24 protein-coding genes and 1 pseudogene are annotated in these 24,589 nt (G+C 67.4%); 9 read left to right on the forward strand and 16 right to left on the reverse strand.

Going from position 1 to position 24,589, the window contains the following annotated elements:
* The first annotated feature begins 49 nt into the window (after positions 1-49).
* Complete coding sequence (locus CR157_RS16040; RefSeq protein ID WP_110284518.1) at positions 50-1,555, forward strand: YifB family Mg chelatase-like AAA ATPase; 1,506 nt, start codon at positions 50-52, stop codon at positions 1,553-1,555.
* Between the two features lie 42 nt (positions 1,556-1,597).
* Here CR157_RS16040 and CR157_RS16045 read toward each other — a convergent pair whose 3' ends face one another.
* Both CR157_RS16045 and CR157_RS16050 read right to left on the reverse strand, forming a co-directional pair.
* Entirely contained in the window at positions 1,598-2,086 is a 489-nt protein-coding gene (locus CR157_RS16045; RefSeq protein ID WP_110284519.1) for a hypothetical protein, read from the reverse strand.
* Complete coding sequence (locus CR157_RS16050; RefSeq protein WP_110284520.1) at positions 2,083-3,066, reverse strand: alpha/beta hydrolase; 984 nt, start codon at positions 3,064-3,066, stop codon at positions 2,083-2,085. Before CR157_RS16050 ends, CR157_RS16045 begins: the two co-directional genes overlap by 4 nt.
* 408 nt (positions 3,067-3,474) lie before the next feature.
* Between CR157_RS16050 and CR157_RS16055 the strand changes: the two genes are divergently transcribed.
* Positions 3,475-5,649, forward strand: a complete 2,175-nt coding sequence (locus tag CR157_RS16055) for a malate synthase G (protein WP_110284521.1) — start codon at positions 3,475-3,477, stop codon at positions 5,647-5,649.
* A 139-nt stretch (positions 5,650-5,788) separates the two neighbouring features.
* Here CR157_RS16055 and CR157_RS16060 read toward each other — a convergent pair whose 3' ends face one another.
* The 6 genes from CR157_RS16060 to CR157_RS16085 form a co-directional block, all read right to left on the reverse strand.
* Positions 5,789-6,724 carry a substrate-binding domain-containing protein gene (locus CR157_RS16060; RefSeq protein ID WP_110284522.1) on the reverse strand — a complete coding sequence of 312 codons (936 nt, stop codon included), beginning with the start codon at positions 6,722-6,724 and terminating at the stop codon, positions 5,789-5,791.
* 57 nt (positions 6,725-6,781) lie between these two features.
* Positions 6,782-7,561, reverse strand: coding sequence for an ATP-binding cassette domain-containing protein (locus CR157_RS16065; protein WP_110284523.1), 780 nt, complete (start codon positions 7,559-7,561; stop codon positions 6,782-6,784).
* Positions 7,558-8,568 carry an ABC transporter permease gene (locus CR157_RS16070; RefSeq protein WP_258364199.1) on the reverse strand — a complete coding sequence of 337 codons (1,011 nt, stop codon included), beginning with the start codon at positions 8,566-8,568 and terminating at the stop codon, positions 7,558-7,560. The genes CR157_RS16065 and CR157_RS16070 overlap by 4 nt, the downstream gene beginning before the upstream one ends.
* Before the next feature lie 133 nt (positions 8,569-8,701).
* Positions 8,702-9,721, reverse strand: coding sequence for a sugar ABC transporter substrate-binding protein (locus CR157_RS16075; protein WP_110284525.1), 1,020 nt, complete (start codon positions 9,719-9,721; stop codon positions 8,702-8,704).
* Between the two features lie 123 nt (positions 9,722-9,844).
* Positions 9,845-12,370 carry a PAS-domain containing protein gene (locus CR157_RS16080; protein ID WP_110284526.1) on the reverse strand — a complete coding sequence of 842 codons (2,526 nt, stop codon included), beginning with the start codon at positions 12,368-12,370 and terminating at the stop codon, positions 9,845-9,847.
* A gap of 6 nt (positions 12,371-12,376) precedes the next feature.
* Positions 12,377-13,129: a response regulator gene (locus CR157_RS16085; protein ID WP_110284527.1), complete on the reverse strand. Its 753-nt coding sequence runs from the start codon at positions 13,127-13,129 to the stop codon at positions 12,377-12,379.
* Positions 13,130-13,318: 189 nt separating this feature from the next.
* On the opposite strand from CR157_RS16085, the gene CR157_RS16090 reads away from it, so the two are divergent.
* Positions 13,319-13,732: a PaaI family thioesterase gene (locus CR157_RS16090; protein WP_110284528.1), complete on the forward strand. Its 414-nt coding sequence runs from the start codon at positions 13,319-13,321 to the stop codon at positions 13,730-13,732.
* Here the strand turns inward: CR157_RS16090 and CR157_RS16095 are convergent.
* Positions 13,729-14,112, reverse strand: a complete 384-nt coding sequence (locus CR157_RS16095; RefSeq protein ID WP_110284529.1) for a DUF423 domain-containing protein — start codon at positions 14,110-14,112, stop codon at positions 13,729-13,731. The genes CR157_RS16090 and CR157_RS16095 overlap by 4 nt on opposite strands.
* A 118-nt stretch (positions 14,113-14,230) precedes the next feature.
* Here CR157_RS16095 and thiS point away from each other — a divergent pair, with 118 nt between their 5' ends.
* The 3 genes from thiS to trmB are packed head-to-tail and all read left to right on the forward strand — an operon-like array spanning position 14,231 to position 16,067.
* Positions 14,231-14,431: a sulfur carrier protein ThiS gene (gene thiS / locus CR157_RS16100; protein ID WP_110284530.1), complete on the forward strand. Its 201-nt coding sequence runs from the start codon at positions 14,231-14,233 to the stop codon at positions 14,429-14,431.
* 50 nt (positions 14,432-14,481) lie between these two features.
* Positions 14,482-15,279, forward strand: a complete 798-nt coding sequence (locus tag CR157_RS16105; RefSeq protein WP_110284531.1) for a thiazole synthase — start codon at positions 14,482-14,484, stop codon at positions 15,277-15,279.
* Positions 15,280-15,320: 41 nt separating this feature from the next.
* The gene (gene trmB / locus CR157_RS23080) at positions 15,321-16,067 is read left to right on the forward strand and encodes a tRNA (guanosine(46)-N7)-methyltransferase TrmB (protein ID WP_110284532.1); all 747 of its coding nucleotides are present in this window, start codon (positions 15,321-15,323) and stop codon (positions 16,065-16,067) included.
* A gap of 55 nt (positions 16,068-16,122) precedes the next feature.
* On the opposite strand, the pseudogene CR157_RS16115 reads toward trmB, so the two are convergent.
* Positions 16,123-16,932 (reverse strand): annotated as a pseudogene (locus tag CR157_RS16115) (DMT family transporter); the annotation flags it as partial.
* Positions 16,933-17,024: 92 nt separating this feature from the next.
* On the opposite strand from CR157_RS16115, the gene CR157_RS16120 reads away from it, so the two are divergent.
* Positions 17,025-17,936: a LysR family transcriptional regulator gene (locus tag CR157_RS16120; protein ID WP_110284534.1), complete on the forward strand. Its 912-nt coding sequence runs from the start codon at positions 17,025-17,027 to the stop codon at positions 17,934-17,936.
* A 187-nt stretch (positions 17,937-18,123) separates the two neighbouring features.
* Here the strand turns inward: CR157_RS16120 and CR157_RS16125 are convergent, their stop codons facing one another.
* Positions 18,124-19,041, reverse strand: coding sequence for an AEC family transporter (locus tag CR157_RS16125; RefSeq protein ID WP_110284535.1), 918 nt, complete (start codon positions 19,039-19,041; stop codon positions 18,124-18,126).
* A gap of 128 nt (positions 19,042-19,169) precedes the next feature.
* On the opposite strand from CR157_RS16125, the gene CR157_RS16130 reads away from it, so the two are divergent.
* Together CR157_RS16130 and CR157_RS16135 are read left to right on the forward strand one after the other, a co-directional pair.
* Positions 19,170-19,664, forward strand: coding sequence for a hypothetical protein (locus CR157_RS16130; RefSeq protein ID WP_258364200.1), 495 nt, complete (start codon positions 19,170-19,172; stop codon positions 19,662-19,664).
* On the forward strand, positions 19,661-20,257 hold the full coding sequence (locus tag CR157_RS16135) for an SCO family protein (protein ID WP_110284536.1): 597 nt from the start codon (positions 19,661-19,663) through the stop codon (positions 20,255-20,257). Before CR157_RS16130 ends, CR157_RS16135 begins: the two co-directional genes overlap by 4 nt.
* A gap of 9 nt (positions 20,258-20,266) precedes the next feature.
* On the opposite strand, the gene CR157_RS16140 is transcribed toward CR157_RS16135, so the two are convergent.
* From CR157_RS16140 to CR157_RS16160, 5 genes are all read right to left on the reverse strand, one after another.
* Positions 20,267-21,316 carry a prolyl oligopeptidase family serine peptidase gene (locus tag CR157_RS16140; RefSeq protein WP_110284537.1) on the reverse strand — a complete coding sequence of 350 codons (1,050 nt, stop codon included), beginning with the start codon at positions 21,314-21,316 and terminating at the stop codon, positions 20,267-20,269.
* 9 nt (positions 21,317-21,325) lie between these two features.
* Positions 21,326-22,015 carry an FKBP-type peptidyl-prolyl cis-trans isomerase gene (locus CR157_RS16145; RefSeq protein WP_110284538.1) on the reverse strand — a complete coding sequence of 230 codons (690 nt, stop codon included), beginning with the start codon at positions 22,013-22,015 and terminating at the stop codon, positions 21,326-21,328.
* 124 nt (positions 22,016-22,139) lie between these two features.
* Positions 22,140-22,583: a universal stress protein gene (locus tag CR157_RS16150; RefSeq protein ID WP_110284539.1), complete on the reverse strand. Its 444-nt coding sequence runs from the start codon at positions 22,581-22,583 to the stop codon at positions 22,140-22,142.
* Positions 22,584-22,615: 32 nt separating this feature from the next.
* A complete protein-coding gene (locus CR157_RS16155) occupies positions 22,616-23,899 on the reverse strand; it encodes a TRAP transporter large permease (protein ID WP_110284540.1) in 1,284 nt (427 codons plus the stop codon).
* A 30-nt stretch (positions 23,900-23,929) separates the two neighbouring features.
* Positions 23,930-24,508 (reverse strand): TRAP transporter small permease, encoded by a 579-nt coding sequence (locus tag CR157_RS16160; RefSeq protein ID WP_110284541.1) that lies wholly within the window; start codon positions 24,506-24,508, stop codon positions 23,930-23,932.
* Positions 24,509-24,589: the final 81 nt, after the last annotated feature.

The following is a 24,589-nucleotide window of genomic DNA, read 5'->3' on the forward strand; positions in this document are numbered from 1 at the left end:
CGAGGGGGGGCTGCTAGCCTGAAGTCAGACGACACGCGAGGGACCGCGCATGACGCTGGCGATCATTCACACCCGGGCCGGCCTCGGCCTCGAGGCCCCCGAGGTGCAGGTCGAGGTGCATCTGGCCAATGGACTGCCCGGCATGACCCTGGTGGGACTGCCCGAGGCCGCGGTGAAGGAGAGCCGCGAGCGGGTGCGTAGCGCCCTGGTCAACGCCGGCTTCGACTTCCCCAACACCCGCCGTATCACCCTCAACCTGGCGCCCGCCGACCTGCCCAAGGAGGGCGGGCGCTTCGACCTGCCCATTGCCCTGGGGCTGCTGGTGGCGTCGGAGCAGGTGCCGCCGGAGGCGCTGGCGCATGTCGAGAGTGCCGGTGAGCTGGCCCTCGATGGCCGCTTGCGCCCGGTGACCGGCGTGCTGCCGCTGGCACTGGCCGCCCGTGCCGCCGGCCGGAGGCTGATCGTGCCGCGGGCCAACGCCGACGAGGCGGCCCTGGCCGGTGACCTCGAGGTGTTGCCCGCCGACCACCTGCTCGAGGTAGTGGCCCACCTGCTCGGCCAGGCGCTCATCGCCCCCCACCGTCTCTCGCGGCCGGCCGCTCGCGCGGACCACGGCGCCGACCTGATCGACGTGCGCGGCCAGCATCAGGCGCGCCGTGCCCTGGAGGTGGCCGCGGCCGGCGGCCACAACCTGCTGTTGGCCGGCCCGCCCGGCACCGGCAAGACCATGCTGGCGAGCCGCCTGCCCGGGATCCTGCCGCCGCTCTCCGAGGACGAGGCGCTGGAGGTGGCGGCGATCCGCTCGGTCAGTGGCCTGCCGCTGCGCGAGCAGTGGGGGCAGCGGCCCTTTCGTGCACCGCACCACACGGCCAGTGCCGTGGCGCTGGTCGGGGGCGGCGCGAAGCCGCGTCCCGGGGAGATCTCCCTGGCCCACCACGGCGTACTCTTTCTCGACGAGTTTCCCGAATTTTCACGCCACGTGCTGGAAGTGATGCGCGAGCCCATGGAATCGGGGCAGATCCATATCGCCCGGGCCAGCCATGAGCGCCGCTACCCGGCCCGTTTCCAACTGGTGGCGGCCATGAACCCTTGCCCCTGCGGCCATCTGGGGGACCCGCGCAACCGCTGCCAGTGCACCGCCGCCCAGATCCAGCGCTACCAGGCGCGGCTCTCCGGGCCCTTGCTCGACCGTATCGACCTGCAGGTGGAAGTGCCGGCGCTGCCGCCGGAGCAGCTCACCTCACGGGCGGTGGGGGAGCCGTCGGCCGTGGTGCGCGAGCGGGTGATGGCAGCCCGGCAGCGTCAGTGGGCAAGGGGGGCGCTGAATGCCCATCTGGCCGGGCGCGAGCTGGAGGCGGCCTGTGGTCTCGAGGCCGGTGATCGGGCCTGGCTGGCCGGGGTGCTGGAGCGGCTGCGCCTCTCGGCCCGGGCCTACCATCGGGTACTGCGGGTGGCCCTGACCCTGGCCGACCTGGCCGGTGCGCCGCGCCCGCGGCGAGAGCAGCTGATCGAGGCCATCGGCTATCGCCAACTCGACCGCATGCTGAAGGGGTAGGGGGTCTGCACCGCCAGCGCGCCAGGTGGTAAGGCGACCAGGCTACAGCGCCGTGGCGTCGAAGGCGCCGTGGATCTCCGTTTCCCACAGCGTCTCGTCGCTACCCGGGCGTCGCAGCGACAGGCTCAACCGATAGGGCAGCATTTCCCGGTCGGAGAGCTGCAGCCGCGGGCCGTCGGCCTCCAGTCGGCTGTCCAGCCGCCACTGGTTGTCACCGCCTCCCTCGGCCATGACGTCGTTCCAGTTGAGCACCTGCGGGCCACCGGAGGCACCGAGCAGCGCCCGGGTAAGGCTCTCGAGGAAGCGCTCACGGCCGATGCTGAGGGTGTCATCCACCTCGGGAGGAGCCAGCAGCAGGACCAGGTCGGCCGGCGGACGCGGCAGGGACGGCGCCTCGATGACCCGTTTGGCGGCCCGTTCGCCGAGGCCGAACAGCGCCTGACGCAGGGTCTCGGGGCGGTCGGGCTGTGCGGCGCAACCGGCCAGTAGCAGCAGGAGGGAGAGCAGCAGGGCTGGCAGGCGCGTGTTCATCGCTTCTCGGTCTCTCGCGGGGGGATGGGCTCCAGGGCAGCGACGAAGCGGTCGAGGGCGCCGAACAGCGTCTGTCGGATCGGCTCGGCCTCGTTGACCAGATGGTGGCGTGCCTCCGGGTGGCGATGGATCTCGGCATTGGGAAACTTGCGCTCCAGTACCGCCAGGTTCCACTCCCAGTCCACGGTCAGGTCCTGTTCACCCTGCAGGATCAGGGTCGGTACCGGACTGGGGGGGAGGGCCAGCAAGCGTGGCATCCAGCGGCGCATGGCGCTGACCCACTCCATGGTCAGGCGGTCGGGCTGAAGCGGGTCCTGGTCGCGCAGGAAGGCGGCGAAGTCGGCGTCGGTGGAGTTGGCGCGGAACTTGCGCGGGATCGAGTTCACGAAGGGGCCGACCAGGAGGTGCAGCCAGCTCGACTGGTTCCAGCCCCAGGGGCGCACCAGGGGGGCCAGCAGCGCCAGCCCCGCCCAGTGGCCATCGTCGCCCCGGGCGAGGGCATCGGTGGCCAGTATCGCCGCGCCGGTGCTCTGGCCGACCCCCAGCCAGGGGCGTGGGGCCAGATTCTCCTCCTCGAGGTGCTGCTGCAGGCTCTGCAGGCAGCGGCCATAGTCATCGAAGTCATTGATGGAGGCGCGCGGGCCGCTGGAGAGGCCGTGGCCCGGCAGGTCCCAGAGCACGACCCGCCAGCCGCGATCCAGCAGGCGTTCCAGCAGATGGCGGTAGAGGCCGAGATGATCGAAGTAGCCATGCACCACGAAGGCGGTGCCGATTGGCTCCGCCGGGCTCCAGACCTGGGTCCAGAGGCGGAAGTCACGGGCATCCACGTAGCCCACGTAGAGGCCCACCTGCTCGACGAGCAGCGGTGCCAGGCCATAGTGGCCGAGGTAGCGCTCCAGGTCGTCGCTACCGGGTACCAGGCTGGTCAGGTCGACCAGGCTGACGGGGCCCAGGGCCTGCAGTGGGGTAAAGTCGCTCATCGAATCCTCCGCAACGCCTGGACATGCTAGCGTCAAGGCGGTGAGCGGGCCACTGATTCCACTCGGGCGGGTCGCCCGGCAGCCCATGATGTCTTATCTTTTGGTCTAGCAGCCTGTCGGACTTAACGCTGATCTACTGCGAAACCCGGTCTTTCGGCCAATTTCATTCGATCTGATTCGTTAAATAGCTCGCTATTCGCCTCATCAGATCGATAAACTTGACTCGAAATCCGACTTTCTCGCGACGATCGGTCAAGTTCGACAGGCTGCTAGCTCGGCATGGCTTCCGAGGCTTTAGGGTTTACATATGGAATTATTTTCCACAAAATCCCGCACGCAGTCACCCAACCCGACCCAGGCCGACCGGTGCGACCCAAGACCGGCTGCCAAAGCACGAGGAGATCCACCATGACCGAACGCGTCACTCGCCACCGCCTGCAGGTGGCCACCGAGCTGGACCGTTTCATCAACGAGCAGGCGCTCCCGGGTACCGGCATCGACGCCGAGGCCTTCTGGTCCGGCGTCGACGCGCTATTTCACGATTTGACACCGAAGAACCGTGAACTGCTCGCCGAGCGCGACCGCCTGCAGGAGAAACTGGACGCCTGGCATCGCGAGCACCCCGGCCCGGTGCGCGACCTGGCGGCCTATCGCGCCTTCCTGAAGGAGATCGGCTACCTGGTCGAGGCACCGGCCAAGGTCGGCGTCACCACCACCAACGTCGATCGCGAGATCGCCGTCCAGGCCGGCCCCCAGCTGGTCGTGCCGGTGAGCAATGCCCGCTACGCGCTGAATGCCGCCAATGCCCGCTGGGGCAGCCTGTACGACGCCCTCTATGGCACCGACGCCATCTCCGAGGAGAACGGCGCCGAGAAGGGCGAGAGCTTCAACCCCAAGCGCGGCGAGAAGGTCATCGCCTACGCCCGTGGCGTGCTCGACCGTGCCGCGCCGCTGGCCACCGGCTCCCACCGCGATGCCGTCAAGTATGCCCTGCGTGATGGCCATCTGGTGGTAACCCTCGACGGTGGCCGCGAGACCGGCCTCAAGGATCCGGGCAAGCTGGTCGGCATCAACGGTGATGCGGCCAAGCCCGACGCCATCCTGCTGGTCAACCATGGCCTGCACCTGGAGATCCAGATCGACCCCAGTCACCCGATCGGCAAGACCGACCCGGCTGGCGTCAAGGACGTGGTCGTCGAGGCCGCGCTGACCACCATCATGGACTGCGAGGACTCCGTGGCCGCGGTGGACGCCGAGGACAAGGTCGGCGTCTACGCCAACTGGCTGGGGCTGATGAAGGGCGACCTGGAAGAGCAGGTCGAGAAGGGTGGCAAGACCATCACCCGCCGCCTGCATGGCGACCGTAGCTGGACCAACAGCGATGGCGAGACCGTCACCCTGCCGGGCCGCTCGCTGATGTTCGTGCGCAACGTCGGCCACCTGATGACCACTCCGGCGGTGCTCGACGCCGAGGGCAACGAACTGCCGGAAGGCATCCTCGATGGCGTGGTCACCGGCCTGATCGCCCTGCACGACCTGAAGAAGGGCGAGGGCGAGCCGCGCAACTCGCGCAGTGGCTCCATGTACATCGTCAAGCCGAAGATGCACGGCCCGAAGGAAGTCGCCTTCGCCAACGCGCTGTTCGGTCGCGTCGAGGACATCCTGGGCATGGCCCGCGATACCCTCAAGATGGGCATCATGGACGAGGAGCGGCGTACCACCGTCAACCTCAAGGCCTGTATCGCCGAGGCCGCCTCGCGCGTGGTGTTCATCAACACCGGCTTTCTCGACCGTACCGGCGACGAGATGCACACCGCCATGGAAGCCGGCCCGATGATCCGCAAGGGCGACATGAAGAACGCCGCCTGGATCGGCGCCTACGAGCGCAACAACGTCCAGGTCGGCCTGGCTTGCGGCCTGCGCGGCCGCGCCCAGATCGGCAAGGGCATGTGGGCCATGCCGGACCTGATGGCGGCCATGCTGGAGCAGAAGATCGGCCATCCCAAGGCCGGTGCCAACACCGCCTGGGTGCCGTCGCCCACCGCCGCCACCCTGCACGCCCTGCACTACCACCAGGTGAACGTCACCGCCATCCAGCGCGAGCTCGAGGGCCAGGGGGAACCCGATCTCCTCGATGATCTGCTCAGCGTGCCGGTGGCGGAGGCGCCCGATTGGTCCGACGAGGAGATCCAGCAGGAGCTCGACAACAACTGCCAGGGCATCCTTGGCTACGTGGTGCGCTGGGTCGAGCACGGCGTGGGCTGCTCCAAGGTGCCGGATATCCACAACGTCGGCCTGATGGAGGACCGTGCCACCCTGCGCATCTCCAGCCAGCACATCGCCAACTGGCTGCACCACGGCGTGGTCGACGCCGAGCGCGTCCAGGCGACGCTGGAGCGCATGGCCAAGGTGGTCGACGCGCAGAACGCCGGTGACCCGGCCTACACGCCGATGAGTGCCGACTTCGCTGCCTCCACCGCCTTCCAGGCCGCCAGCGACCTGATCTTCAAGGGGCGTGTGCAGCCCGCCGGCTATACCGAGCCGCTGCTGCACCACTGGCGTGCCGTGCACAAGGCCAGGTAAGCTCCGCTGCGGGCTGCGGCCATGAAAAACGCCCCTGCCGGGAAGTGAACTGCACCCCGAAGGTTGGATTGTGTGTCCAACTTTCGGGGGTCAGTTCAAAGACCGGTGGGGGCGTTCTTGTTGGTGGTGAGGCGGTGTTTCACTGCTCTGGCAAGGCGTCATTCCAGCCACTGAAGTGCTCGGCGTTTTCCCGGGTGACCAGGCGGGTAGGGAGGCGGATCACCTGGTGTTCCTGCCGTCCGGCCTTGGCCAAGCGCTGCAGGCTCTCGCGAATGGCCGTCCGGGCCATGCTGCGAGGGAACTGCGCAGCGGTGGCCGCCAGTAGGGGCGGGGTTTCCTGCAAGGCCGCCACGCCTTCGGGGGAACCGTCGACCGAGACGATGAACAGGTTCGTCCGCCCGGCCAGGTGAGCGGCATTGACCGCGCCCATGGCCGACGGGTCATTGATGGCAAAGACGGCGTCGAGATCCGGATAGGCATTGACGAGATAGGTCATGGCTTCCAATCCACCGCTGTAGGTGCCGCCACCGTTGTAATCGTCGCTGAGTAGCTGGATCCGGTCATGGTTGTCCAGGACCCCACGACAGCCGGCCACCCGGTCGGTCACCGATGACACCGGTGCCCCGTTGATGATCGCCACGCGGCCGGCGTACCCCAGTCGCTCGGCCATGTAGTCACAAGCGATTTCCCCCGCCTGGACGTTATCGGTGGTCACGGTCACATCCGCCCCGCGGGCATTGATATCGACCGCCGCCACGATGATACCGGCCTGCTGGGCACGGCGGACGGCCGGGGCGATGGCCTCGCTATCCGCGGCGGCCAGGATGATGATGTCCGTTCGCGCGTCCACGAAGTCGTCGATCTGGCTCACCTGGCGGTCGAGGTCATAGGCACTGGAGCGTACCAGCAGCGTTACCTCCCCGGGATGGGCCGACCGGGCCGAAGTGCCGACGGCATCCGCCAGGATGGCAAAGAACGGGTTGCCGAGGTCCGCCACGCTGACACCGATTTTCAGCGGCTCGGCGTGGAGCTGGGCGGTGTACACCGACAACAGGACGAGAAGAAGCTTGCGCATGCTGGTTTCCTGATCGGGAAGCCGAGTCACAGCGGTGTTCACTGTAGCGCCAGGCGCTCACGCGACGATAGGATTTGCCTCCATGGCGCCGGTCATGATGGCGACGGCATCGGACATGGTATGCGTGTCCGGCCGGATCACCGCGATGCGACGCCCCAGGCGGTGCACGTGAATGCGGTCGGCGACCTCGAAGACATGCGGCATATTATGGCTGATCAGGACGATAGGCATGCCCTTGTCGCGCAATTGCCGGATCAGGTTCAGCACCCGCCGCGACTCCTTGACGCCCAGTGCCGCCGTTGGCTCGTCCAGAATCACCACCTGGCTGCCGAAGGCCGCCGAACGGGCTACCGACACCCCTTGGCGCTGCCCTCCGGAGAGCGTCTCCACGGCCTGGTTGATGTTCTGAATGGTCAGCAGGCCCAGATCCGACAGCTTCTCCCGTGCCTGGCGCTGCATGGCCGCCTTGTCGAGCATGCGAAAGACGGACCCCAGGATGCCTGGCTTGCGCAGTTCCCGGCCCAGGAAGAGGTTGTCGGCGATGCCCAGCGCCGGCGCCACGGCCAACGTCTGGTAGACCGTCTCGATTCCCGCTGCCCGGGCTTCCATCGGGTTGTGGAACCGCACGGGCTTGCCGTGCATGCGGATCTCCCCGGCATCGGGCACCACCGCACCGGACAGGGCCTTGATCAGCGACGACTTGCCCGCGCCATTGTCGCCGATCACCGCCAGTACCTCGCCGGGATAGAGGTCGAAGTCCGCCCGGTCGAGTGCGGTCACTCGGCCATAACGCTTGACCAGCCCGGTTGCCTGCAGAATAGGGGATGGTGCACTCATGCCGATACCCTCCGAATCCACTGGTCGGTGGTCACTGCCACGATGATGAGCATGCCGACGGTGAACTCCTGCCACAGCACGTCGACCCCGGCCAGTGCCAGCCCGTTGCGGAATACCCCGACGATCAGGGCGCCGATCAGCGTACCGAAGATCGACCCTCGCCCGCCGAACAGGGACGTGCCGCCGATCACCACGGCGGTGATGCTGTCCAGGTTGGCGGTATAGCCTGCCTGTGGACTCACCGATCCGGTGCGCCCGATCAGCAGCCAGGCGCCGATTGCGCAGATGATGCCGGCAACGATGTAGACCGACAGCAAGACCCGGCGCGTGCGGATGCCGGCCAGTTCGGCGGCGTCCTTGTCATCGCCGGTGGCATAGACATGACGGCCCCAGGCGGTCCAGTTCAGCGCATACCAGACGGCGCAGAACAGTACGATCATGAGGATCGAGCCGTAGGTGAAGCGAGCCCCGAACAGCTCGAAGGCGGTGCCTCCCCATTGCAGTAACGGTGCCGTTGCCTCGATGTCCTGGGAGCGAATGGCTTCACTCTTCGAATACCACAGGTTCAACGCAAAGAAGATATTCCAGGTACCCAGGGTGGCGATGAAGGGTGGCAGCTTCAGCCGCGTCACCAAGGTACCGTTGAGCAGCCCACAAACGGCGCCCGTCAGCAGGCCGATGGCCAGTGCCAGAGACGGCGGCAGGCCGAAGTCGATGGCCATGCGCCCCATGACCACCGATGAGAGCACCATGATGGCGCCGACAGAGAGGTCGATGCCCATGGTCAGAATGATCAGCGTCTGCGCGATGCCCAGGGTGCCGATGATGGTGACCTGTTGCAGCACCAGTGAAAGGTTGAACGGAGCCAGGAAGCGTTCGCCCACCAGCAACATGAAGGCCAGCACGGATACGACCAGCACCAGCGCCGGTGCCGCCGTCGGGTTGGCATGGAAGAAGCGATGTATGCGCCGGCCCAGGGAGAGTGTCTCTTCCTCGAACCGGGCCACCTGACCGGCCGAGGTTTCCGCGATCTGTTCATGCGCGTCAGCGGTACGAGGGCCTGATTGCTTGGGGTGTGTCATAACTCACCTGTTTGTGGGTCGGGCGCCCCTGCCCGGGGCGCCGACAGACAGTGGCTGCTTAGCCCCAACACTGTTCCAGGCCTTCGCTGGAGGAGAGCGAGGGTAGCGACTCCACCGGCGCATCGGTGATCAGCTCCACGCCGGTGTCCACGAAATCGAGCCCCTGCGACATGCGTGGCATTTCCCCGCTATTGGCATACTCGACGATCGCCTCGACCCCCATGGATGCCATCCGCAGGGGAAACTGCATGGAGGTGGCGCCGATGACGCCGTCCTCGACGTTGCGCACGCCAGGGCACCCTCCGTCGACCGAGACGATGGTGACCGCGTCTTCGCGGCCCGCCGCTTTGAGGGCCTCGTAGGCACCGGCGGCGGCCGGCTCATTGATGGTGTACACCAGGTTCACGCCGGGATCCTTCTGCAACAGGTTCTCCATGGCCCGCCGGCCGCCTTCCTCGGAGCCCTGGGTCACGTCGTTGCCGACGATACGCGGGTCGTCTTCGTCGCCGATATCGTTGGGATCGCCCAGCTCGATGCCGAAGCCCTGCAGGAAGCCCTGGTTCCGGGCGACGTCGACGGTGATCTCGCTGGCGCTCAGGTCCAGCAGGGCGATCCTGGCGCTGTCGGCGTCCTCGCCCATCCGCGCCCGCGCCCACTGGCCGATCAGTTCGCCGGCCTTGAAGTTGTCGGTGGCCAGGGTGGCATCGGCGGCACTGGCCGGACTCAAGGGGGTATCCAGGGCGATGACCAGGACACCGGCCTCGCGGGCTCGCTCGATGGTGGGAACGATCGCCACCGGATCGTTGGGGGTAATCAGGATGCCCCTGGCCCCGGAGGACACCAGGTTTTCGATGGCCTGCACCTGGGAGTCGTTATCGCCGTCGAAGCGGCCGGCAAAGGTGCGCAGTTCAGCACCCAACTTCTCGGCTTGCACCTGGGCGCCTTCCCGCATTTTCACGAAGAAGGGATTGGTGTTGGTCTTGGTGATGAGACCCACCAACACATCGTCGGCTACCGCCAACGGGGTGATAAGCGTTGCCGTCAAGCCGAGTGCCAGAGCGGAGAGGGATTTCTTCATGGTGTGCTCCTGAATGTTGTTGTTGTACCAGTGACACGAGACACCCTGGCACCGCCGTGCTAATGAACGATTTCATCATCGCGGGTCGGCTTGAAACATTTGTAATATTTGCTGCGGGCGACCTTAGCGGTCGGTGGAAGGGCCGGCAAAGAACGCTTGCCACTGCTCGGGGCGGATCGGCTTCTGCAGGAAGGCGTCCCCCATCGACAGGCCATACTCACGCTCCAGCGCCTCGCGCGGCATGCCCGATGCCAGCACCACCGGGATCGCGGGCCAGCGGTGACGCACCTGCTCGCGCAGGTCGACGCCGCTGAGGGGGCCGTTGAGATTGACATCGGTGATGACCAGGCCGGTTGCCTGGGCGTTGTGCTGCAACCAGTCAAGCGCCTGCTGCGCATGGCGGAAGGCCTCGACGGGCCGCTGGTAGGTGGCGATGAGTTCAACCGTCACCCGCCTGACCTCGGTGTCGTCCTCCACCACCACCACGGTCTTGCCGTTCGGTACCGCCAAGGGCAGGACGGGCGGGGTGGCACGTTCGGGGCGCTCCGTGGCGGTACTGGTCGGCCAGCGCAAGCGTACCGTCGTGCCCTGGCCGGGTTCGGATTCCATGCTGAACTCGCCCCCGCTCTGGGTGACGAAACCGTAGACGGAGCTCAACCCCAGCCCGCTGCCCTGGCCCATGGGCTTGGTGGTGAAGAAGGGTTCCAGGACCCGGGCTTTCAGTTCGGCCGGTATCCCCTGGCCGGTATCGCTTACGGTGATCGTCACTGCGGGTGCCGTCCCCGCGCTTTGGCCGGTGGTGATGGTCAACTGGCCGCCCTCCGGCATGGCCGCGCTGCTGTTCAATGCCAGGTTCAGCACGGCGTTTTCCAGTTGCGACGGGTCGATGTACAGCCTCGCGCCCGGCGCTTGCCGCCGGATCAGCAACCGGGTGTGCGCCGATACGCTGTATTCCAGCAGTTCCTCGAGCCCGCCGATCAGGGCATCGATCTCGACCAATTCCGGCTGCAAGTGCTGCTTGCGGCTGAACGCCAGCAAGCGCTGTACCAGTTGCGTGCCGCGCTCGCTGACATCCCGGGCGCGCTCGGTGTACTTGCGCGCCTTGTCGGACAGGCTCGCCTGCTGTTCGAGCAGTTGTAGGTTGCCGAGAATGGCGGCCAGCAGGTTGTTGAAATCGTGCGCCACACCGCCGGTCAGTTGGCCCAGTACCTCCATCTTCTGGGCCTGTTGCAGTTGCTGCTCGACCGTGCGGCGGTCGGTGAGATCGCTGTAGAGCGTCACGAAACCGCCGCCAGGCATGGGTTGGCTGCGAAACTCGATCACGCGGCCATCGTCGTAATGGCGCTCGAAGCTCTGGTAGACCTGGTGGCGACGCACGTTGATCGCGCTCATGTCGACCGAGTGATTGGCCAGCGTCAGGTTACGGTGAGGATGGCGGGCCATCTGGCGCTGCACCTCGGCCAGGGGCATGCCGGGCTCGATCGTCCCCGGAGCCAGGCCGAACATGTCCAGGTAGCGGCGATTCCAGGCGATCAGCCGATCGTCGGCGGAGAATACGCTGAGACCGTCCTGGATTTCGTTGAAGACCGTTTCCAGCAGGTGTTTCTGAGCTCTCAGGTCATGCCCGGCCTGTTCGATGCGCCCGGCGTGATCGCGGAACACCTCGTAGGCCCTGGCCAGCGTCCCGATCTCATCGTGACGGGTCACGGCGATGTGCTTGGGTGCTTCGCCGCCCTGCGCCAGTTGCATCATGTCCTGGGTGACGATCCCCAGGTCACGTACCGTCTTCAGGTTGCTCATGTAGTGCAGGATCACCCCCACGATCAGCAGGCCGGTCATCAGCATCATGCCGAACAGCACGCGATTCACCTGTGCATGGACGGTCTGCTGCTGGGCCACCACCTGGCGTTGCAAGTCGCCGGCAAAGCCGTTGACCTCCCGGGTCAGGCGCTCGGATTTGGCGCGCAGGCTGGCCAGCAGGAAGGCCTTCTGCTGACCGACTTGCGTCAGTTGGGCAGCGCTGCTCCCTGCCAGTTGTCGTAGCTGCCGGTAGGCCGGCGCGTGCGGCATCGACGGGGGTGGGGGCGCCGTCAGTGTGGTCCATTGCTCGACCCACTGGTCGGGGTCGCTGAGGCCCTGGTATAGCGCCTGCAGTATCTGCCAGTCAGTAACGGTGCGAGCGTCTTCCGTCTCTGCGATCCGACGGACGATCTGGTTGACTTCGAACTGGGCGGTCAGCAGGTCCTCGCGAATGAAGAGCTCGGTTTCCACCAGATCTGTCAGGCGGTCGATGTCGGTTCGCAACGCCTGAAGCAGGGATTGCAGCGTCAAGCGAAAGGGGCGGTCGCGGATGGAGGCGGCCACCACTACCAGCGACTGGAAGCGCTGCGTTAGCCGGTCGCGCTCGGTCTGCAAGAGAAAGGGCTTGGCGGCCGAGGCAACGTAAGGGGCCAGGGCGGCCACTTGCGCCACTTCTTCGGACAGGGTCAGGGCGGTCCGAATCTCCGGCAGCGTGCGCGCCTCGAACTCGCTGACGGCATTGCGGGTCTGGGTCAGGCCAAACCAGGCAACCAGTACCAGGCCGATCGCCAACAGCGTGGCCAGGACCAGCGCCACCAGGGCACGTCGCTGCAGGGTCCAGCGTCTCATCTCATCTCAGCGCTTGCGCACCTGGGCTTGAAACACGTAGCCCAGGCCGCGTTCGGTCAGAATGTAACGGGGGTGCTTGGGGTTGGCTTCGAGCTTGCGGCGCAGCCGCAGGATCAGCACATCGATGCTGCGGTCGAAGGAGTCGCAGTCGGTACCGCGGGTCCGCTCCAGCAGGCTGTCGCGGCTCAGTACCTGGTTGGCCGACGAGACCAGGCTTTCCAACAGGTTGAACTCGCCGAAGGTGAGGTTGACCGGCTGGTTGGCCGGGTTGTAGAGCATGCGCCGGGTCAAATCGAGTCGCCAGTCGTCGAACCAGAGGCAGGCATGGTCCTGATCATCGACGCTCTGCAGGGGCACGCTGAGTTGCTTGGAGCGGCGCAGCAGGGCATGCACCCGCGCCATCAGCTCACGCAGATTGAAAGGTTTCATCAGGAAATCGTCTGCCGCGACCTCCAGGCCCAGGATGCGGTCGGTTTCATCGCCCTTGCCGGTCAGCATCATGATCGGTACCGCGCTGGTGGCCCGTATATCGCGAGCCACCTGCAAGCCATTCTCTCCGGCCAGTTTCAGGTCGAGCACGATCAGGTCCACCGGGTCCCGGGCGATCAGTTCGTGCAGCGCCTGGCCACTTCGCAGGGCACTGACCCGGTAGCCTTCGTCCTGCAGCGCATCCTGCAGGACATCCAGCATGTCGGGTTCATCGTCCACCACGGCAAGGTGGTATCTGGTCTGGTGGGTCACGGGGATTGGATTCGTCATTGTCTCTCCCGCCATGGCAGAGGCGTACCCGCCCCATTTCGAAGAAAGCCCTCGCATCGACATATTAATGTAAAACTTCAATCATTTCGGAGTGCTCGACTATAGAAGGAGCCGAGTGACTGTGTGCACGCCATGCCTTGCGCTATCTTGGGGTGCAGTGTCCATCGTCTCGTGCCGCAGGAGAACCCCATGACCGTGATGACCGCCGCCGCCATCGAGGACTTCCTCGACGAGGTCTTTCCCCAGCGGACGGGGACCATCGAGGGCGTCGATCACATGCGGGCCACCATGAGCCTGGCGATCGAGGACGAGCACCTGCGGCCCGGGGCCAGCGTCTCCGGCCCCACCCTGATGGGGTTGGCCGATGTCTGCCTGTACGTGGCGATACTGGCCCAGGTCGGCCCGGAGCCCATGGCCGTGACCAGCGACCTGCATTGCCGCTTCCTGCGCCGGCCCCGGGGCGATCGCGATGTCATCGCCAATGCCCGTCTCGTCAAGCTGGGGAATCGCCTGGCGGTGGGCGAGGTGCAGCTCTATTCCGCCGGTGACGAGCGGCCGGTGGCCCTGGTCACCGCCACCTATGTGTTGCCCGACCGTGACTAGCTCGCGGCTCTGGCTCGCAGCACGCACCCGGCCAGCGCCAGCCAGCCGGCGAGCATCAGCACGCCGCCGAGCGGCGTGATCATGCCCAGGCCGCGCACGCCGGTCAGGGCCAGGGCATAGAGCGAGCCCGAGAACAGCAGCACCCCCGCCACCCAGAGCCCCAGGACGAGCCGCTGGCCCGCCAGGCGGTGCGAGGCGCGCCAGGCCAGCACGGCGAGCAGCGCCAGGGTATGCCAGGCCTGGTAGCGCACGCCGGTCTCGAAGGCGGCCGCCAGGCGCGGGGCCAGCTGCCCTTCCAGGGCATGGGCGCCGAAGGCGCCGGCCATCACCACCAGGGCGCCCGAGAGCGCGCCTGCGAACCACCACCCCCTGTCCTGCATGGGCCGGCCTCCCTCGTCACTCGAGAATGGTTGCGAATCGAAGCCTACCGTACCCCGGCCGGCTCGACTCCGCTACAATGGTGGCCCCGCGAATCCCCGAGCACGAAGAGAGGACGCCATGCAGATTCAGCTCAATGGCGAAGCGCGCACCCTGACGCCCGACCTCACGGTCGCCGAGCTGGTCGAGTCCCTGGGGCTCGCCGGCCGGCGCATCGCCGTGGAGGTCAACGAGGAGATCGTGCCGAAGAGCGCGCACGGCGAGATCCGACTGGCCGAGGGCGACCGGGTCGAGGTCGTTCACGCCATCGGCGGCGGCTAGTCGCCGGGCCCCCGGCTGTCGGGCATTCCACGGGTATACAGGAGCAGAGCATGAGTGAGTTTTTCCAGGACCAGCCGCTGAACATCGCCGGGCGCGAGTTTGCCTCCCGCCTGCTGGTCGGTACCGGCAAGTACAAGGACTTCGACGAGACGGCCGAGGCGATCGCCGCCAGCGGTGCCGAGGTGGTGACCTTCGCGGTGCGTCGCACCAATCTGGGGCAGGAAGCCGGTGAGCCGAACCTGCTCGACGCCGTTCCTCCGGAGCGTTTCACCCTGCTGCCCAATACCGCCGGCTGCTATACGGCCAAGGACGCGGTGCGCACCTGCAGGCTGGCTCGGGAGCTGCTCGACGGTCATCACCTGGTCAAGCTCGAGGTGCTGGGCGACGACTCGACCCTCTACCCCAATGTGGTCGAGACCCTGTCGGCCGCCGAGACGCTGATCGCCGATGGCTTCGACGTCATGGTCTACACCAGCGACGATCCCATCGTGGCCCGGGAGCTCGAGCGCCTCGGCTGCTGTGCCATCATGCCGCTGGGCTCGCTGATCGGCTCCGGTCACGGCATCCAGAACCCGCACAACATCCGCCTGATCATCGAGCAGGCCGGCGTCCCGGTGCTGGTGGATGCCGGCATCGGCACCGCCTCCGACGCGGCCATGGCCATGGAGCTCGGCTGCGACGGCGTGCTGATGAATTCCGCCATCGCCCACGCCCGCCAGCCGGTGTTGATGGCCAGCGCCATGAGGAAAGCGGTGGAGGCCGGCCGCGAGGCCTTCCTGGCGGGGCGCATGCCGCGCCGTCAGAGCGCCGACCCCTCCTCGCCCTTCGCCGGCCGCATCAACGGCTGAGCCACCCGCAACCCGAGCCCCAGAGAGCCCCTTTCGATTCCATGAACGATCCGCAACACGACGCGCCTGCCTCGACCACCGGCCCGGAAGGGCCCGACGCCCCGCTGCACCGCCGTGGCATCAAGAGCTATGTGCTGCGCGCCGGCCGGATGACCCAGGCCCAGACCCGTGGCCTGGAAGAGGTCTGGCCGCGGCTGGGCCTGACGCTGGCGGACGGCCGGCAGGACCTCGATGCCCTGTTCGGCCGCCGGGCGGCACGGGTGCTGGAGATCGGCTTCGGCATGGGCGCCTCGCTGGTCGAGCAGGCCGAGACCCATCCGGATACCGACTTCATCGGCATCGAGGTGCATGCCCCCGGGGTCGGCAAGCTGCTCGACGAGGCCGACAAGCGCGGCCTGACCAACCTCCGGGTCTACCGCGAGGATGCGTTGGCGGTGCTCGAGCAGTGCCTGCCGGAGGCGAGCCTCGACACCCTGCAGCTGTTCTTCCCCGACCCCTGGCCGAAGAAGAAGCACCACAAGCGACGCATCGTCAAGCCCGCCTTCGTCGAGCTGGTGCGCACCCGGCTCAAGCCCGGCGGCATCTTCCACCTGGCCACCGACTGGGAGGCCTACGCCGAGTGGATGGCCGAGGTCATGGCCGCGGCGCCGGGCTATCGCAATGTGGCGGCTCCGGACACGGCGCCCTATGTGCCGCGACCGGCGTTTCGCCCGCTGACCAAGTTCGAGGCCCGGGGCGAGCGCCTCGGTCATGGCGTCTGGGACCTGATGTATCGACGCTGCGAATAGTCAGGCCGACACCGGCGATGGCAATGCCCATGCCGATGATGCCCTGCCCCCCCGGGCGCTCGCCGAACATGGCCGCCGCCCAGAGCAGGGTCACGGCGGGGGTCAGGTAGACCAGCGTCGAGGTCAGGGTCACCCCGAGCCGGCGCAGGCTCGCGACGAAGAACCCGTACCCTCCCAGGCTCGATAGCACGATCAGCCAGCCGATCGCGGTGACGCTGGGCAGGTCGGCGGCGGGAAACGCGAGGACTCCACCGCCGGCGATCAAGGCGGCCAGCGTGAAGATTGCCGTGGCGGCAAGGAGCTGGAACAGCAAGGTTGCCGATATCGGCATCGCCGTCGTCCAGCGCACGGCCAGCAGGCTACCCAGCGTCACCGCCACCACCGAGCCGAGCGGCAGCAGGTAGGCCCACAGCGGGGCGCCGCTGCCGCGCTCGATATCGTCGGCCACGTACAGCAGCATCCCCAGCGTGGCGATCGCCATGCCCGCCCAGCCCCGGGGGGCCAGGCGCTCGCCGAGCCAGGGGCCGGCCAGCGCCGCCGCCAGCAACGGCTGCAGGGCGGTGATCAGCGCGGTCACCCCGGCGCTGACGCCGAGCTGGATCGCCAGTATCACCCCCAGCAGGTACCCCCCCATGGTCAGGCCGCCGATGGCCATTTCGCGCAGGACATCCCGGCATGCCAGCCGGCCGGGCCGGCGCAGCCGCCAATACAGGCCAACCAGCAGGCCGGCCAGCAGGAAGCGCCAGGCAAACAGCGCCAGCACCGGGGTGTCGGCCTCGATCGCCAGCCGTCCGCCGACGAACCCCGAGCTCCAGCACACCACGAAGCCCATGGCGATCAGCGGCGTCAGCAGGATAGGTGGCATGGCGATCTCTCTCCGTCAGGCGATGTTCGTCCTTGAGCCTGGGGCAGGAATCGATTTCAATAAATCGAAATTATCTGCAAGGAGGGTTCAGCATGTCTGAAGTCATGGCGTCGGCCCTGGATCTCGAGTCGCTGCGCAGCTTCCAGGTGGCGGCGCAACTGGGATCCCTCGGTGCCGCAGCGCAGCAGCGGCATCGCACCACCAGTGCCATCAGCATGCAGATCAAGCGGCTGGAGGAGGTGCTGGGCACGCGGCTGCTGGAGCGCGGCCCGCGCGGGGTGACGCCGACCGCCGCCGGGGAAGCCCTGTTGCAGGAGTCGCGGGAGCTCCTGCGGTTGCACGACGGCATGCTGTCGCGCTTCACCGGTCGCGGGCTGGGCGGCAAGGTGCGCCTCGGTCTCCCGGAAGACTATGCCCGTGAGCTGCTCGTCGACGTGTTGCCGGATTTCATCGCGCGCCACCCCGATGTGTTGCTGGAGGCGGTGACCGCCACCAGTGGCGAGCTGGCGCGCCAGTTGACCCGTTCTCAACTGGCGCTGGCGGTGGTGCTGGATCGCCCGCACCCCCTCCCCGGCGGTGTGTCGCTGTGGCGGACCACGCCGGTATGGGCCGGCCCCCGCGTGGGACGGCTGACCGAACGCGCCAGCATCCCCCTGGCCCTTCACGAGGTCGACTGTCCGTATCGGGAGCTGGCGGTCGAGGCGTTGGAAGCCGCGGGCACGCCCTGGCATGCGGTCTTTACCAGTACCAGCATCCATGCCGTGGAGAAGGCGGTCGAGGCGGGCCTGGCGATCAGCGTGATCGACCGCGAGCGACTGACGTCGGCGATGCGCGAGCTGGGGCGTGACGAGGGCCTGCCGCCGCTGCCCCCCTGTGAGGCACGGCTGCACGTCGGGAAGCGTATCGAGGAGGCGTCACGCCCGGCGGTGGAAGCCCTGGCCGCGTTACTGCGCGAGCGCCTGCATGAACGTGGCCCCTGGCGTGCGGCGCCACGCTCGACCTGATCGAGCAAAAAAAACGCCACCGGGAGGGTGGCGGCAAGACCGTGACTAGCAATGAGAGGGAGAAACCATGGCAGGAGCCTGGCGGCCCTGCCCTGGCCGTGGCGCCTCATCAACGCCACGAATGGAAAGATAATCGTTCTCATTTATCCCGTCAACACAAATGCGAATGTTTTTTTATTGAGGCCTCTCACTGCCCGGCCAGGCGCAGCCACAGGGGCAGGGTCACCATGGCCAGCAGCGTCTGACCGGTGATCAGCGCCGCCATCAGTTCGGCGTCCCCCCCCAGCTGGCGGGCCAGGATATAGGCCGAAGTGGCGGTGGGCAGGGCGGCGAACAGCAGGGCCACGTCGCGGCTCACCGGGTCGAGTCCCAGCATCAGGGCGAGCCCCAGTACCAGGACCGGCATCAGCACCAGCTTGACCAGGTTGGTGGCCCAGACGCCGCGGTCCAGGCGGATCAGCGCGGCGGGGCGCAGTGCCACGCCCACCGCCACCAGGCCCAGCGGCAAGGCGGCTTGCCCCAGCAGCTCCACGGCGGCGCCGCTCCAGCCGGGCAGGCCGATGCCACCGACATTGAGGGCGATGCCGATCAGGCAGCCGAGGATCAGCGGGTTGCGGATCAGGGCCGCCAGGCTCCGGCCCAGGCCGGAAGGGCCCAGGGTGCCGGCGGCGATGAAGCTGGTCACGCAGAACACATTGACCACCGGCACCATCAGCGCCACCGCCACCGCGGCCACGGTGGCACCGGCACCGCCATGAAGCGCGGCGGCGCCGGCCACGCCGACATAGGTGTTGAAGCGCAGGGCCCCCTGGAAGGCCGAGGTGAAGGCGGGGGACGCGAGCCGCAATCGCTCACGCAGGAGCCACATCAGGGCGCCGAGCAGGCCCATGGCCCCGAGCAGGGCCAGGGCCAGCCGGGTGACCGGCACCTGGCTCACGTCGGCGGTGGCCAGGGTCGAGATCAGCATGGCGGGAAACAGCAGGAAGTAGATCAGCCTTTCCATCCGGGGCCAGAAGTCACCCCCGGGCTGGCGGGTCCGGCCCAGCAGGGCCCCCAGCAGGATCAGCAGGAACAGCGGCCCCAGTGCACTTGCCACTCCCTCCATGAATGCCTCCCTTGTCGTGCCGCCCTGCGACATCCTTGCGCAGTCCGCCCAGGAATGCTGGTAAGCTTACCCCCCATCCTGCCCCCCTTGGGAGTGCTTCTTTCGCCGCCATGGCCGACCACCCCCCGATGGACACCGGTATTTCGCGTTCCCCGCTGCTGCGCCTGCTGATGCTGGTGACCCTGGGGGTCGTCGCCGTGGCGCTCTGGTACCTGACCAGCTACAGCCTGCGCGGTGGCGGCGAGGTGCGCTGGCTCGCCCCCGGGGCGCCTTGCGACTTGCATGCCGGCGCCTGCACGGCGACCCTGGAGCAAGGCGCCAGCCTCACCCTCGAGGTCGAAGCCGCGGGGCGGATCCGGGCGCTGGAGGTGCTGCCCCTGGTGGTGACCCTCGAGGGCCTGGAGGCCGAGTCGGTGCGGGTCGAGTTCGTCGGTCGCGGCATGGAGATGGGACTGCATCGCTTCCCGCTCGCGGCGGGTGCCGACGGCGTCTTCCATGGTGACGGGCAGGTGACGATCTGTACCGAGTCGGTCATGCCATGGCGGGCCAGGGTGATAGTGGAGACTTCCCGGGGGAGCCTGGGGAGCTGGTTCGATTTCGATGTGGAGCGAAGCACACCATGAAGCGACTGGGGATCTGGATGGGACTGGGCGTGATCGTGCTGATCATCGCCCTCGGCGGCTATGCCTGGTATCAGCAGCAGGTCGCCAGTGACGCGGGCAGCGGACCGCAGGGCGGCCCGGTGGAACTCCCCTCGACCCATGGCGATTTCTCGCTCTCCCAGCTCGGCGACGATCAGCTGGCGGTGCTCTTCTTCGGTTACACCTCCTGCCCCGACGTCTGCCCCATGAGCATGGCGGTGGTGCGCCAGGCGCTGGCCGAGCTCGACGAGGCGAGCCGCGAACGGGTGGTGCCGGTGATGATCTCGGTGGACCCCGAGCGCGACACCCTGGAGCGGCTGACCGAGTACACCGGCTACTTCGGCGACGCCTTCATCGGTGCCACCGGCAGCCAGGCGCAGCTCGAGGAGGTCGCCGAGCGCTACGGGGTGGTCTGGCGGCGGGTGGAGACGCCGGAATCGGCGATGGAGTACACCATCGATCACAGCTCGTCGCTCTATCTGGTCGATCGGGACGGCAGGATCCGGAAGCGGGTGCTCTATTCGCCCGCGCCCCATGCCCTGCTCTCGGCGTTGCAGAGCGAACTCGATGGCTGACGCTCCCGCTCAATCGTCCGGCGACTCCGCCAGCCGGTCGATCATGCCCATCAGGGCGCCTATCTGGGTCCCCTGCCGGGTATCGTGAAGGGGGTTCAGCTGCCAGGCGCTCTCGGCGAAGCCCCACCAGTCCCAGCAGCCCTGGGGGTTGGCCAGGCTGGTGTCCGCCTGGGGGTAGAGGATCACGCGACGATTGGTGGTCGCCCAGTCGTTCAGTCCGCTGTGGCGCACGAAGGCATCGTCGATCTGTCCGGCGCCCATACCGCAGCCGTGCAGGGCCATGGTCAGCCCGCAGCCGCCGTCCTCGCAGCCTTCCGGCACGAACAGGTAGCCGGCATCGGCGAGCCCCTTGGCGTCGCGCACCTCGGCCTGGTCGAAACGCATCAGGTTGCCGCCGACCGCCGCCTCGGCGGGGGGCGCCAGCTCCCCATGTAGCCAGCCCAGCGCCTCACCGGCGATGTCCAGCCCGCAGGCCAGCAGCTGGGTGCCGCCCCCGTGGCGGCAGTCGGCGAGGATGTCGACGGGGGTTGCCACCCGGGCCATCACCGGCCAGCCGTGGCCGATGTCCTCGCTCTCGAGCTGCAGGAGCTGCTCTTCGGGAGTCGCCAGCCAGCCCTGGAACTGCTCGGCCAGGGCGCGGCCCAGGTCCGGCGACACCGTATCGTCCTCGGTGCCATGCCAGACGAACACCCGTAGCTGCGCCAGTGCCTGGCGATCGCCCACCAGGTCGCGCTCCAGGTAGTCGCGGTGACGGTTGGCCACTTCGTCGAGTTCCGGGGCGCCCAGCCGCGATGTCATGCATTGCCCGAGCGCGAGGCGCAGGGCCCCCCGGGCGCAGGACCAGGGGCCGGCCGCCAGTACGCCCAGCCCGGAGAACCGTTCGGGCCAGGCGACGGCGAGCTGGGTGGCCATGTAGCCGCCGGAGGAGACACCGACGACGCTGACGTCATCGGCGGCGATGCCCAACGGGGGCAGCTCGGGGAGCCGCTCGGCGGCGGCCAGGGGGGCCGCCAGCCCCGTCAGGACGAGGCCGGCGGCAACGGAGGCAAGAAGGGGCATGGTCGGGGGTCAGTCGGCGTCGTCTACGTCGAGCAGCTCGACCTTGAAGATCAGCGTCTCGTGAGGGCCGATGGGGCCCTGGCCCTGGGCGCCGTAGGCGAGCTCGGAGGGAATGACGATCTCCCAGGTGTCACCGACGCTCATCAGCTGCAGCGCCTCCTGCCAGCCCTCGATGACCTGACCGACCCGGAAGTTGACCGGCTCGCCACGCGAGTAGGAGCTGTCGAAGACGGTGCCGTCGATCAGGGTGCCCTCGTAGTGCACCTCGACGTTGGACTCGGGACCCGGCGAGGCGCCATCACCGGCTTCCAGCACCTTGTACTGCAGGCCGGAGTCGGTGACCTCGACGCCGTCCTCCTCGGCGTTGGCGGCCAGGAAGGCCTCGCCGTCGGCGCGGTTGGCCTCGGCCTGCTGCTCGGCCTCGGCCTCGCGGGCGGCCATGGCCTCCTGCTGGAAGCGCATCAGGGCCGCGGCCATCTCCTCGTCGCTCATGGCCAGCTCGCCGCCCTCGAAGACGTCGCGGATGGCCTGGGTGAAGGCGTCGACGTTCAGGTCCTCGACGTCCTGCTGGATGCTCTGGCCCAGGGTCACGCCCAGGCTGTAGCCGAGGCGTTCGTCGTCGGTTTGTGGTGTCGCCAGCGCCAGGGGAGCGGCGCCCAGGAGGGCGGTCAGGGATGCGGTGGTCAGCAGTCTCTTCATGAACGAGCCTTGTGGTCCGGGCGCCGAGGCGCCAGTGCATGGAAACCATGGGACTGTAGCAGGGCCGGGCCGGTTCCGCACCAGCGTCAGGCGCGCGGAGCCGGCGCGGCAGGCGGCGGCGGGCTCAGACGACCAGGGTCGGGCAGTGGGCCGAGCCCGCCACCCGCTGGGCCACGCTGCCCAGCAGCATGCTCTTCTCGCCGTTGGTGCCCTGGGAGCCGATCACGATCAGGTCGCACTCGCGCTTGCGCGCGAAGCGCACGATGGTGCGTGAGGGGCGGCCGCCCTTGACGAAGGCGCGCAGCTTGGTCGACTCGGCCCCCAGCGCCAGCGCTTCGCCCTTGGCATGCACGGCGATCTCGGTGGCGTACTCCTTGAGGGCATCGTCGGGGATGTCCAGCTTGTCGGGCCGGACCATGGAGAGCGAGGCCTCCAGCAGGCTGTGGTGCTTGAACACACACAGGAGGTAGAGCTCGGCGCCGGTCAGCATCTGTAGCCCCACGGCCTTCTCCAGCGCCTTCAGCGCCCCCTTCGAGCCGTCCACCGGTATCAGTATCCGATCGAACATCGTTGCCATCTCCTGGGGTTAGTGGGGCTGGATCAGCGGAAGGCCAGGTCGCGCAGGAACAGCGCGATCTGCGGGAACATGATCAGCAGGGCCGCGGCCAGGATCAGCAGGAAGACGAAGGGGGGCGTGCCGCGGATCACCTCCCAGTAGGGTCGCTTGAAGATGGCGATGGCGGTGAAGATGTCGCAGCCGAAGGGGGGCGTCGCCGAGCCGATGGCCACCTGCAGGGTGATCAGGATGCCCACCAGCACCGGGTCGAGGCCGGTAGCCGCGACGGCCGGGGCGAAGATGGGCGTCAGCACCAGGATCACCACGATGGGGTCGACGAACATGCAGGCCACGAAGAAGGCCACGCAGATCGCGATCAGCACGCCCACGGGGCCGGCCTCGTTGATCCCCACCGCCGCGAGGATCGTCTGGGGGATCTGGGCGAAGGAGATGATCCAGGAGAAGCCGTTGCCCACCGCCACCAGGATGAACACCACCGCGGTGATCAGGCCGGTGGACTTGGCGATGGCGTAAATTTCGGCGACCTTCAGCGAGCGAAAGACCACGAACTCCAGCACGATGGCATACAGCACGCAGGCCGCCGCGGCCTCGGTGGGGCTGAAGATGCCGCCATAGATGCCGCCGACGATGATCACCGGGAAGCCCAGCGGCCAGAGGGCGTCGCGCACCGCCAGGCCCCGGGTTCGCCAGCTCGCCCTGGCCTCGGTGGGCACGTCCTTGACGATGGCGTAGACGACGCAGTAGACGGCGAACATCAGCAGGATCAACAGGCCCGGGCCAATGCCGGCGATGAACAGCTCGCCGATGGAGGTGCCCGAGATGACGCCGTAGATGATCATGCCGATGCTCGGCGGGATCAGGAAGGCGATGTCGCTGGAGTTGATGATCAGCGCCAGGGTGAAGGAGTCCGAATAGCCGGCCTTGAGCATCTTGGGGCGCAGGGGGGAGCCGATGGCCACCACCGTGGCCTGGGTGGAGCCCGAGACGGCCCCGAACAGGGTGCAGGAGGCCGCGGTGCTCACCGCCAGCCCACCCTTCACGTGGCCAATGAAGGCCATCACCATGTTGATCAGCCGCTCGGCCGACTGGCCGCGGGTCATGATATCGGCGGCGAGGATGAACATCGGCACCGCGATCAGCGAGGCAGGCCGGATGCCCGCCATCATCTGCTGGATCAGGGTGTCCATCTGCCCCAGGCCGTTGAACATCATGTAGAAGCCGATCACCGCCGCGGTGATCAGCGGGATCATCATGGGAAAGCCCAGCAGCAGCAGGACTATCATCGTGGTGACCATTATGGTTGTCATGGTGTGCTCTCCTGGGCACCGGGCCCTGCGTCAGACTTCCTTTTCCGTATCCTTGTAGCCGTCGACCACGCTCGTCGACAGATAGACGTCACGCGAGGTCATGTTCTTGATGGCCGTGAGGAAGTACTGGATGCCCGTGATCAGGAAGCCCAGGGGGACCCAGACATAGATGATCCAGATGGGTAGCGCCAGGGCCGGCAGAACGCGTCCCTTGGCGTAGAGACTGGCGATATAGATGATCGAGTAGTAGAGCAGGAAGAACATCACCAGGGAGGTGAATAGCGAGATCAGGATCATCAAGGCACGCCGGCCACCCGTCGGCAGGGCATCATAGATCGCCGACATGCGGATGTGGCGGCCGTGGCGGGCCGCGTAGCCGATACCGGCAAAGGTGATCATGATGATCAGGATGCGGTTGATCTCACCGGAAAAGAAGATGCTGGTGCCGAAGACGAAGCGTCCCACCACATTGGCGACGGTATTGACTGCCATCAGCAGTACGCCGAGCGCCAGGATCACCGCCTCTACCTTGCTGATGAAGGTATCGATCGGTCCCAGGGGACCGGGCAGCGTCGACCGGTAGTGCTTTTCGGATTCTTCTTCAGTCATGTGACCAGACTCCTGAGGGTTGTCCCCGGTTGTCGCCTTGCTCGTTCTCAAGGGTACGCAACGGGTGGCCGGACCCCGTGC

This window comes from Halomonas sp. LBP4, assembly GCF_003202205.1.
Lineage (GTDB): Bacteria > Pseudomonadota > Gammaproteobacteria > Pseudomonadales > Halomonadaceae > Halomonas > Halomonas flagellata.

Coding starts and splice junctions, on each gene's coding strand:
- CR157_RS16150 (WP_110284539.1), bottom strand. CDS start 22,583: ATGTTCGATCGGATACTGATACCGGTGGACGGCTCGAAGGGGGCGCTG.
- CR157_RS16085 (WP_110284527.1), bottom strand. CDS start 13,129: ATGACGAATCCAATCCCCGTGACCCACCAGACCAGATACCACCTTGCC.
- CR157_RS16130 (WP_258364200.1), top strand. CDS start 19,170: ATGGACACCGGTATTTCGCGTTCCCCGCTGCTGCGCCTGCTGATGCTG.
- CR157_RS16120 (WP_110284534.1), top strand. CDS start 17,025: ATGTCTGAAGTCATGGCGTCGGCCCTGGATCTCGAGTCGCTGCGCAGC.
- CR157_RS16040 (WP_110284518.1), top strand. CDS start 50: ATGACGCTGGCGATCATTCACACCCGGGCCGGCCTCGGCCTCGAGGCC.
- CR157_RS16090 (WP_110284528.1), top strand. CDS start 13,319: ATGACCGTGATGACCGCCGCCGCCATCGAGGACTTCCTCGACGAGGTC.
- CR157_RS16055 (WP_110284521.1), top strand. CDS start 3,475: ATGACCGAACGCGTCACTCGCCACCGCCTGCAGGTGGCCACCGAGCTG.
- CR157_RS16065 (WP_110284523.1), bottom strand. CDS start 7,561: ATGAGTGCACCATCCCCTATTCTGCAGGCAACCGGGCTGGTCAAGCGT.
- CR157_RS16105 (WP_110284531.1), top strand. CDS start 14,482: ATGAGTGAGTTTTTCCAGGACCAGCCGCTGAACATCGCCGGGCGCGAG.
- CR157_RS16045 (WP_110284519.1), bottom strand. CDS start 2,086: ATGAACACGCGCCTGCCAGCCCTGCTGCTCTCCCTCCTGCTGCTACTG.
- CR157_RS16140 (WP_110284537.1), bottom strand. CDS start 21,316: ATGCCCCTTCTTGCCTCCGTTGCCGCCGGCCTCGTCCTGACGGGGCTG.
- thiS (WP_110284530.1), top strand. CDS start 14,231: ATGCAGATTCAGCTCAATGGCGAAGCGCGCACCCTGACGCCCGACCTC.
- CR157_RS16080 (WP_110284526.1), bottom strand. CDS start 12,370: ATGAGACGCTGGACCCTGCAGCGACGTGCCCTGGTGGCGCTGGTCCTG.
- CR157_RS16155 (WP_110284540.1), bottom strand. CDS start 23,899: ATGACAACCATAATGGTCACCACGATGATAGTCCTGCTGCTGCTGGGC.
- trmB (WP_110284532.1), top strand. CDS start 15,321: ATGAACGATCCGCAACACGACGCGCCTGCCTCGACCACCGGCCCGGAA.
- CR157_RS16050 (WP_110284520.1), bottom strand. CDS start 3,066: ATGAGCGACTTTACCCCACTGCAGGCCCTGGGCCCCGTCAGCCTGGTC.
- CR157_RS16145 (WP_110284538.1), bottom strand. CDS start 22,015: ATGAAGAGACTGCTGACCACCGCATCCCTGACCGCCCTCCTGGGCGCC.
- CR157_RS16060 (WP_110284522.1), bottom strand. CDS start 6,724: ATGCGCAAGCTTCTTCTCGTCCTGTTGTCGGTGTACACCGCCCAGCTC.
- CR157_RS16160 (WP_110284541.1), bottom strand. CDS start 24,508: ATGACTGAAGAAGAATCCGAAAAGCACTACCGGTCGACGCTGCCCGGT.
- CR157_RS16095 (WP_110284529.1), bottom strand. CDS start 14,112: ATGCAGGACAGGGGGTGGTGGTTCGCAGGCGCGCTCTCGGGCGCCCTG.
- CR157_RS16075 (WP_110284525.1), bottom strand. CDS start 9,721: ATGAAGAAATCCCTCTCCGCTCTGGCACTCGGCTTGACGGCAACGCTT.
- CR157_RS16125 (WP_110284535.1), bottom strand. CDS start 19,041: ATGGAGGGAGTGGCAAGTGCACTGGGGCCGCTGTTCCTGCTGATCCTG.
- CR157_RS16135 (WP_110284536.1), top strand. CDS start 19,661: ATGAAGCGACTGGGGATCTGGATGGGACTGGGCGTGATCGTGCTGATC.